The sequence below is a fragment of the Pseudarthrobacter sp. AB1 genome (genome assembly GCF_014926485.1).
In the GTDB taxonomy this organism is placed as follows: Bacteria; Actinomycetota; Actinomycetes; order Actinomycetales; family Micrococcaceae; genus Arthrobacter.
Genome location: NZ_PZKO01000046.1, coordinates 60868 through 68594 on the forward strand (window position 1 = coordinate 60868; position 7727 = coordinate 68594).

General features: G+C 62.8%; 7 protein-coding genes and 1 pseudogene. 5 read left to right on the forward strand and 3 right to left on the reverse strand.

Features of this window, described 5'->3' with window-relative positions:
• The first annotated feature begins 20 nt into the window (after positions 1 to 20).
• The 4 genes from DAD99_RS12105 to DAD99_RS12120 all read left to right on the forward strand — a co-directional run bounded on the left by DAD99_RS12105 (position 21) and on the right by DAD99_RS12120 (position 4315).
• The gene (locus tag DAD99_RS12105) at positions 21 to 965 is read left to right on the forward strand and encodes a carbohydrate ABC transporter permease (RefSeq protein WP_193341734.1); all 945 of its coding nucleotides are present in this window, start codon (positions 21 to 23) and stop codon (positions 963 to 965) included.
• Positions 955 to 1905 carry a carbohydrate ABC transporter permease gene (locus DAD99_RS12110; RefSeq protein ID WP_193341735.1) on the forward strand — a complete coding sequence of 317 codons (951 nt, stop codon included), beginning with the start codon at positions 955 to 957 and terminating at the stop codon, positions 1903 to 1905. Before DAD99_RS12105 ends, DAD99_RS12110 begins: the two co-directional genes overlap by 11 nt.
• A 131-nt stretch (positions 1906 to 2036) precedes the next feature.
• Complete coding sequence (locus DAD99_RS12115) at positions 2037 to 3395, forward strand: ABC transporter substrate-binding protein (protein ID WP_375372221.1); 1359 nt, start codon at positions 2037 to 2039, stop codon at positions 3393 to 3395.
• A gap of 647 nt (positions 3396 to 4042) precedes the next feature.
• Complete coding sequence (locus DAD99_RS12120) at positions 4043 to 4315, forward strand: hypothetical protein (RefSeq protein WP_193341736.1); 273 nt, start codon at positions 4043 to 4045, stop codon at positions 4313 to 4315.
• 160 nt (positions 4316 to 4475) lie between these two features.
• Here the strand turns inward: DAD99_RS12120 and DAD99_RS12125 are convergent, their stop codons facing one another.
• Positions 4476 to 6185, reverse strand: coding sequence for an HNH endonuclease signature motif containing protein (locus DAD99_RS12125; protein ID WP_227007955.1), 1710 nt, complete (start codon positions 6183 to 6185; stop codon positions 4476 to 4478).
• A gap of 378 nt (positions 6186 to 6563) precedes the next feature.
• The gene (locus DAD99_RS12130; protein WP_309233258.1) at positions 6564 to 6968 is read right to left on the reverse strand and encodes a Beta-galactosidase C-terminal domain; all 405 of its coding nucleotides are present in this window, start codon (positions 6966 to 6968) and stop codon (positions 6564 to 6566) included.
• 42 nt (positions 6969 to 7010) lie between these two features.
• On the opposite strand from DAD99_RS12130, the pseudogene DAD99_RS12135 reads away from it, so the two are divergent.
• Positions 7011 to 7304, forward strand: a pseudogene (locus DAD99_RS12135) (MFS transporter); the annotation flags it as partial.
• A gap of 28 nt (positions 7305 to 7332) precedes the next feature.
• Here DAD99_RS12135 and DAD99_RS12140 read toward each other — a convergent pair.
• On the reverse strand, positions 7333 to 7727 hold a 395-nt coding region (locus DAD99_RS12140; RefSeq protein ID WP_193341738.1), incomplete at its 5' end, for a transposase.

The window sequence follows — 7727 nt, forward strand, 5'->3', positions numbered from 1 at the left end:
CGTGAAAGGGAGTTGCCGCAATGAGTGCCATCAGCGAACTGAGCACCATCAAGCGCCGCAAAGGCCCTATGACGGCAGCCGAGAAAAAAGCCAACGGCCGGGACAATAAAGCCGCCTATATTTTCTTGCTGCCGTGGCTGGCGGGCCTTGTTGCCATCACCGTCGGCCCGATGCTGATGTCCCTATACTTGTCCTTCACCGACTACAACCTGCTCCAGCCGCCGGAATGGGCCGGGCTGGACAACTTCATCCGGATGTTCGGCGACGCGCGACTGCACAACTCGCTGGGGGTGACGTTCACCTACGTCTTTGTCGGCGTCCCGCTGCAGCTCGGCGTTGCGCTGCTGATCGCACTGGTGCTGGACAAGGGCCTGCGCGGACTGCCGTTCTACCGCTCCGTCTTCTACCTGCCGTCCCTGCTGGGCGGTTCCGTTGCTGTTGCCATCCTGTGGAAGCAGATTTTCGGCACCACCGGCCTGGTCAACCAGGCCCTGGCCATGTTTGGCATCCAAGGCCCGGGCTGGATTTCCGATCCCAGCACCGCGCTGGGCTCCATTATCCTGCTGCATGTGTGGACGTTCGGCGCCCCGATGATCATTTTCCTGGCCGGCCTTCGCCAGATCCCGGTGATGTACTACGAAGCGGCGAGGGTTGACGGCGCCAGCACGCTCCAGCAGTTCTGGCGTATCACGCTTCCCATGCTCAGCCCCATCATTTTCTTCAACCTGGTGCTCCAGATCATTGGATCCTTCCAGTCCTTCACGCAGGCGTTCATCGTTTCCGGCGGCAATGGCGGCCCTTCGGACTCCACGATGTTCTTCACGCTGTACCTGTACCAGAAGGGCTTTGGCCAGTTCGACATGGGCTACGCCTCCGCAATGGCGTGGTTCCTGCTGGTCATCATCGGCGTGTTCACCGCCATCAACTTCATCGCTGCAAAGTATTGGGTTTTCTATGACGACTAAGCTTGAGACGCTGCCCGCCCCGGACAAGAACAACGCCGGCGCCGGTAAGCCAACGAACCACCGCAAGCCCGCGAAGCTCCGCGAGTCCCGCGGTACCCTTGCTTTCAGCAGGGCTGCCCGCACCAAGGCACTGGTCAAACATGCCATCCTGATCCTCGCCGGCGGCCTCATGATCTACCCGCTGCTGTGGATGGTGGTCTCTTCACTCCGGGCCAATGAGCTGATCTTCCGCGAGCCGGGCCTGTGGCTCAACAGCCTGGAGATGAGCAACTACACGGACGGCTGGTCTGCGCTGACGCACCCGTTCGGGCACTACATGCTCAACTCGGCCATCGTGGTGATTGGCTCCATCCTGGGAAACCTGGTCTCCTGCTCCATGGCCGCCTACGCCTTCGCACGGCTCCAGTTCACGGCCAAGAAGCTGTTCTTCGGCATCATGCTGCTGACCATCATGCTCCCGTTCCACGTTGTGATTGTGCCGCAGTACATCCTGTTCTCGCAGATCGGCTGGGTGAACACCTTCTGGCCGCTCATTGTGCCCAAGCTGCTGGCCACCGATGCGTTCTTCGTGTTCCTGATGGTCCAGTTCATCCGCGGCATCCCGAAGGACTTGGATGAAGCGGCAAGGATCGACGGTGCCGGCCACCCGCGCATTTTCCTGCGGGTCATCCTGCCCCTGATGGTGCCGGCCCTGGCCACCACCACCATCTTCACCTTCATCTGGACGTGGAACGACTTCTTCGGCGCCCTGATTTACCTGACGGATCCGGACATGTTCACCGTTCCCGTTGCGCTGCGCGCCTTTGTGGATTCGCAGTCGGCCACCAGTTGGGGATCGCTGTTCGCGATGTCCATCGTGTCCCTCCTACCGGTGTTCCTGGTGTTCCTCTTCGGCCAGCGGTTCCTCATCAAGGGGATCGCCACCACAGGTATCAAGTAGATCCGCCGACCCACGCTGGCGAAGAGAACATCTTGTAATACAAGTAAGGTACTTGTAGTATGAGAGTTAAGAAAACGCTTTCCCGTTTTACTTTTCCCCATTAGTCAGATCAATGAAGATCGGAGTACCCAGTGGCGCTTTTTTACCGCACTGAGTCAGATGCCCAGATCCCCAAGGCAGAGACGCCATCCACCGGCACACCCCGCCGTTTCCGCAAGACGGGCGTGGTTGCCGCGGCAGCCGCCGTCGTGCTTGCCCTGAGTGCCTGCGGCGGGGGAGCCGCCCCGCAGAGCGACGGCGGACCCGTTGAGCTGCGATTCTCCTGGTGGGGCAGCGACAAGCGCGCCCAACTAACGCAGAAGGCCATCGCGGCTTTCGAGGCCGAGAATCCCAACATTAAGATCAAGCCGGAGTACGGCGACTGGAGCGGATACTGGGACAAGCTGGCCACCCAGGTCGCCGCCAACGATGCCCCGGACATCATCCAGATGGACGAGAAATACATCACGGAGTACTCAAGCCGCGGCGCGCTGCTGGACCTCTCCAAGTACGAAATCGACACGGCAAAGCTCGACGAAGCAGCCCTCAATGCCGGGAAAGGCGAAAAGGGGCTGACCGGCATCGCCGCCGGCATTAACGCGGCCACCATCCTGGCCAACCCCGCCGTCTTCAAGGCCGCAGGCGTTGAACTTCCCGACGACAAGACCTGGACCTGGGAAGACTTTGGCCGAATCTCCGCCGAAATCACCGAGAAGTCCCCGAAGGGTACTTACGGCTCCGCCGCCTACGGGACGGATGAAGCCTCGCTGGGAGTCTGGCTCCGGCAGAACGGCAAAACCCTGTATACGTCCGACGGCAAGATGGGCTTCGAGCCCTCCGACATCGCCGACTGGTGGGCTTTCCTGAAGCAGCTCAGCGAAAAGAAGGCTGTGCCATCTGCATCAGAGGTTGTGGAAGCTGAGGCGGCGCCGCTTGACCAGAGTGGCCTTGCCACGGGTAAGAACGGGCTCGCCTTCTGGTGGTCCAACCAGCTGCCGGCGCTGGAGAAGGCTGTCGGATCCGAGCTGCAGATCCTGCGGTTCCCGTCCACCACCGGCAAGGCTGCCGACGCCAAGCTCTGGTACAAGGCATCCCAGTTCTGGTCCGCTTCATCCCGCACCAAGCACCCCGTGGAAACGGCCAAGTTCATCAACTTCCTGACCAATAACACCAAGGCAGGCGAGGCCCTGCTTGCCGACCGCGGTGTCTACCCCAACTCCGACGTCCGCGCAGCCATCGAGCCGAAGCTGACGCCCGCTGATATCAAGGTGGTTCAGTTCATCGACCAGATCAAGGATGAGCTCGGCGACGCTCCGGCCCCGCCGCCGAAGGGCGCCGGTGCCATCCAGGAAATCGTCAAGCGTTACACCTCCGAGGTCCTCTTCAACCGCCTGTCCACTGACGAGGCGGGCAAGAAGGCCTTGGACGAGATGAAGTCCGCCATCAGCTAAGTCCTGCGCCTGGCAGCTACCGTCCCGGTTGGAACCTTGAGTTCCGCCGGGACGGCGGTGTTTAAGGTCTGAGTACTGGGTCCGGCTTTCCGGCAGCCATGAGTGCTAGACGGGTGCCGGTCCGCGTGGTCCACTGGGAGCAATTCAATTCATGGGGGAGAACATGAAGGCACTCGGGTGTACCGCTGCGGCGGCAGCACTACTGATATTGACCGGTTGCGCAGATGGTGTGCCCAAGGGGAATTCGACGCCGAACATACTGGAAGCGACTCCGCCCAGTGCCGTCCCCACTGAGAATCCCGGTCCATCCACTCAGGCTGCAGGGGCGCCGGTTCAAGCGATCACCATCCCGCTGGGTAAGCAGAAGCAGACTGGTGTCGAGGCCAGGCTGCCGATCAACGGCTACTCCGGACCTCCGGGTTCGGAAATTACTTACGATGCCTCAGAGTCCGAAGGCGTCGTGGTCAAGCATGAATGGGATCTGGACGGCGACGGAAGCTACGACCGGACCACCACAGATCCTGTCCTCAAGCACACCTACAAGGCAGAGTTTCAAGGAGTCATGATTCTGCGGGTTACGGGATTGCCGGCGGCACCGACGTTTGGAGACCCCCGTTCGCATCAGCACAACGCCCCTGTATCATCGCTTGGCCGCGCCCCTGAACGTACAGGTGGAGGTTCTCTCCACGGTCGGCGGGATCAGTGTGATCAAAGTCAGCTGGGAGTCCAACGATCCGGCCGCTGACTCATGGGCTATCGCGGTCAATGGGTTCCCGGCCGGCCGCGTCGAGAAATCGGCCCGCTCAGTCAATGTCACAGATATCCGCCGTGACGAGGATGTCCTTCTCGAGATTATCGGCATGACCGCTGCCGGAGCTCTGGGCGATCGGGCGGGCACTACCTTGCCTGCGGACGGGTAGACGTCCCCGCGTCATCCGAATTTCTGAGGTGGACAGTCCCGGCGCGCCGCAGTGGCACAGGTACTCGTGGCGGTAGCTGCCTTTGCGTTGCACTCTTGCCTACTCGCGCGGGGGCAGCGCCTGCTCGCGCTGTGGCTGCCATTTCAAGTTGCGGTGTCGTCTATTCGCGTTTGGGTGGTGGCGGTGGCGGTTTGAAGTAGTGGTTTTGTTGGGGTTTTCGGGTGGGGTCGATGTGGCGTGGGGGTGTGAACCAGGGGACGCCGTTGCGGGGGTGGATGGTCCATTGTTCTTTGTGGATGAGGTGGTGGTGATGGGAGCAGAGCAGGGCGCCGTTGCTGACGTTGGTGGGTCCTTGTTGGGACCAGTAGGTGATGTGGTGTGCTTCGCACCAGGGGGCTGGGATGGTGCAGTTGGGGAAGGTGCAGCCTTGGTCGCGCGCGGTCAGGGCGAGGCGTTGGGCGCCGGTGAAGAGGCGGGTTTTGCGGCCGAGGTCGAGGATTTCGCCGTGGGTGCCGAGGAGGGTGGGGATGATGTCGGCGTCGCAGGCGAGTTTGCGGAGGGTGGTTGCCGCGACGGGCCCGGTGAAGATGTAGTTGCCCGAACTTGTACTGGGTTCCGAAGCCGTACTGCTGCTCGCAGTCCCAGGCAGATTCCCTACCCCAGTCTCCGTCTCGGTGGCTGCGCCTGTACCGGCGCTGGTGTCCGGGGCCGGAAGGTGGGGGAGGAGGTCTTGGTAGTTGATGGTGGCGATGATTTGGGGGCGGTTTCCGCCTGCGGTGGGCAGTTTGTTGGTGGTGAGGGCCGCTTTGAAAGCGGTGATGATGCCGTCGAGTTGTTTCTGGTTGCGGGTGCGCCGGTCCAGGTCCACCGTGTTGTCCTGCCACTCGCTGGTGTCCTGGCTGGGGTTTGCGCCGGCGGGTTGGTGGGTGCGGGGGTTGGTGGCGGCGTTCATGATGGTGGCGAAGTGTTCGTATTGGTCGGTGGTGGCGAAGATTTCGAGGTGGTGGAGGCCGTGGCGGGGTTTGCGGATGAACGCGCTTTGGGTGTGCCGGAGGGCTTCTTCGGTGGGTTCGGTGCCGTCGGCGTCGAGGGTTTCGGCCCAGCGGCGGGCGATGCGGGCGACGAAGTCGGGGTCCGCGGTGGCGGCCGTGCGGGTCAGATCGTGTTCGATCCGATCCAGGTTCTCTGCGGTGGTGTGGTGCTTCAGGCGGTCCAGGGTGGCGCTGATGATGGTTGCCGTCCGGGACGAGACCACGGGCCCGGAATCTGCCACGGACTCTAGCTCGGTGACGGTCTCAGTGCCAGGGGCTGCCAGGGTGGTGGCGGGAGAGAATGCTGCGGCGAGGTGTTCCCGTGCCGGCGGTACGGAGTCGCCTGTGAGGGAGGTGTCGGGCAGGATGGCGTGAGCCAGGTGGAGACGGCGTTTGGCTTCGCCGAGCCCGATCCTGAGCCGTAGTCGTAGGAACTCGGCGGTGTTCTTGCATCCGTCGTCCGCCGGGGACCGTGGAACGGAGTCAGTGGTGGTTTCGGCGGGCCAGGCCGTGTCGGTTTCGTTCACGGTTTCGATGCCGTTGTCCCAGCCGGTGGTCCAGGACTTGGTGGCCCGGGTGGTCGCGGCCTTGGTGATGGCCTGGGTTCGGGTGCGGTCCACGGCACCTGCGGACAGGATCTGGAGGTAGTCCACGTGTCGGGAGAGCTCTTCGGCATGGCCGGCGAAGTCTGCTGCGTCCACGTAGTCAGCCATGGCCAGTTGGTCCGGAGCGGCAGCAACTGCGGCGCGGACCAACGCGATCGCCGCCGCTAGGCTCGCCGGCGCATGCATGGCGGAATCGCCGCCGTTCCCTGCCAGCCGCTGGGTCAAAGCCTCCATACGAACACTCTGCCGTGAGGGTGTGACATTCTGGCCGGCATCGGGCATTCGGCGGTTGGAAGCGCTACGAACGGGCGGAGCGGCGTGCGTCGTCTGCACGGCGAAACTCCCGCTGTTCCCCTCAAGCCGCTCGGACAAAGCCTCCATAGGAATACTCTGCCGTGAGGGTACGACATTATTGCCGCCGTCGACAAGGTCAGTGTCGGAGGCGCCCCCAGTGGGCGAGGCAACGCGCACTAGAACGGCCGTATGACAGCTGTTCCCCGCAAGCTGATCCCCGAAACCCTCCATAGGATTACTCTGCCGTGGGGGTAAGACATTCAGCGAAGGTGGTCCCGGGCCTGGGCAAAACCGGGGTCCGGGACCACGCGAAAAGCGTCAGCCCTCCGCGATAACCGCTACTGAACCGGCCTCAACAATCCCCGCAAACGGCGCGCCGGTCACCAGGTCAACACCGGTAGCCTGCACAGCGGCGGCCGAGCGTGAGTGGTTGATCGCGAACAGGAAGCTGCCGCCATCGTCGGAACGGCGCCGCACGAGCTCCACGCCGCGATCGGCCGTGGCAGCTGGAGCCACTCCTGATTCGGCCAGCAACCGGTCCACAACCGCTTCAATGCCGTCGCGGTCCGGGAACGTCGCGAGGTACCAGGCGGCGTGCGCGCCATCACCAGCACCAACCGCATGCCGTGTCAGGGACGGCACGCCCTCCAGCGGATACTCGGTGAAAGTCTGCACCGCTTCGGCCCCGTCGAGGTGGACGTGCTCGCTCCAGGCGGTGGACACGCCGCCGTCGCTCAACTTCAACTTCCCGCCGGCAAGCACCGGATGGTGATGCTTGCCGTGGTGGGCCTGATGACTCTGGTGTTCCTGACGAGCGCCGCCACGGCCGTGCAGGTGGAGGCGGGCCCAGAAGTGCGCGGGAGGGTGATGGCGCTGTACCTGCTGTTGCTGCTGGGCGGGCATGCTTTGGGAGGCCTGCTGGCGGGCTGGCTGACGGAGGAGTTTGGCGTGCGGACAGGCCTGGTGGTCACCGGTGCGCTGGCAATGCTGTCCGCGGCCGTCGTCGGACTTCTGCTGTGGCTGAATTCGCGCCGTGTGCGGAACTCACAGCTCCTGTGAGGAAAAGTGACACCGACGTACTTCAGGGCTAGTGTCCTGCGCCAGAAATTCGGTTCAGAAGTCGGCCGATTGATTCGAGAATCTGTTCTGCTGTCTTGGTCCAGGTGAAGGGTGTGGGGTTGGTGTTCCATTCGCTGACCCATTTGCGGATGTCGGACTCGAGCGCTTGGACGCTGCGGTGATCGCTGCGGCGCAGCAGGTCCTCGGTGACGAAGCCGAAGAACCGCTCGACCTGGTTCAGCCAGGATGAGTAGGTCGGCGTGAAATGCATATGGAACCGTGGGTGGTTCTGCAGCCATGTCTTCACAACGGGTGTCTTATGGGTCTGGTAGTTGTCGCAGATCAGGTGCACGTCCAGGCCCTCGGGGACCTGGGCGTCGATCTTGGCGAGGAACTTCCTGAACTCGATGGCCCGGTGCTTGC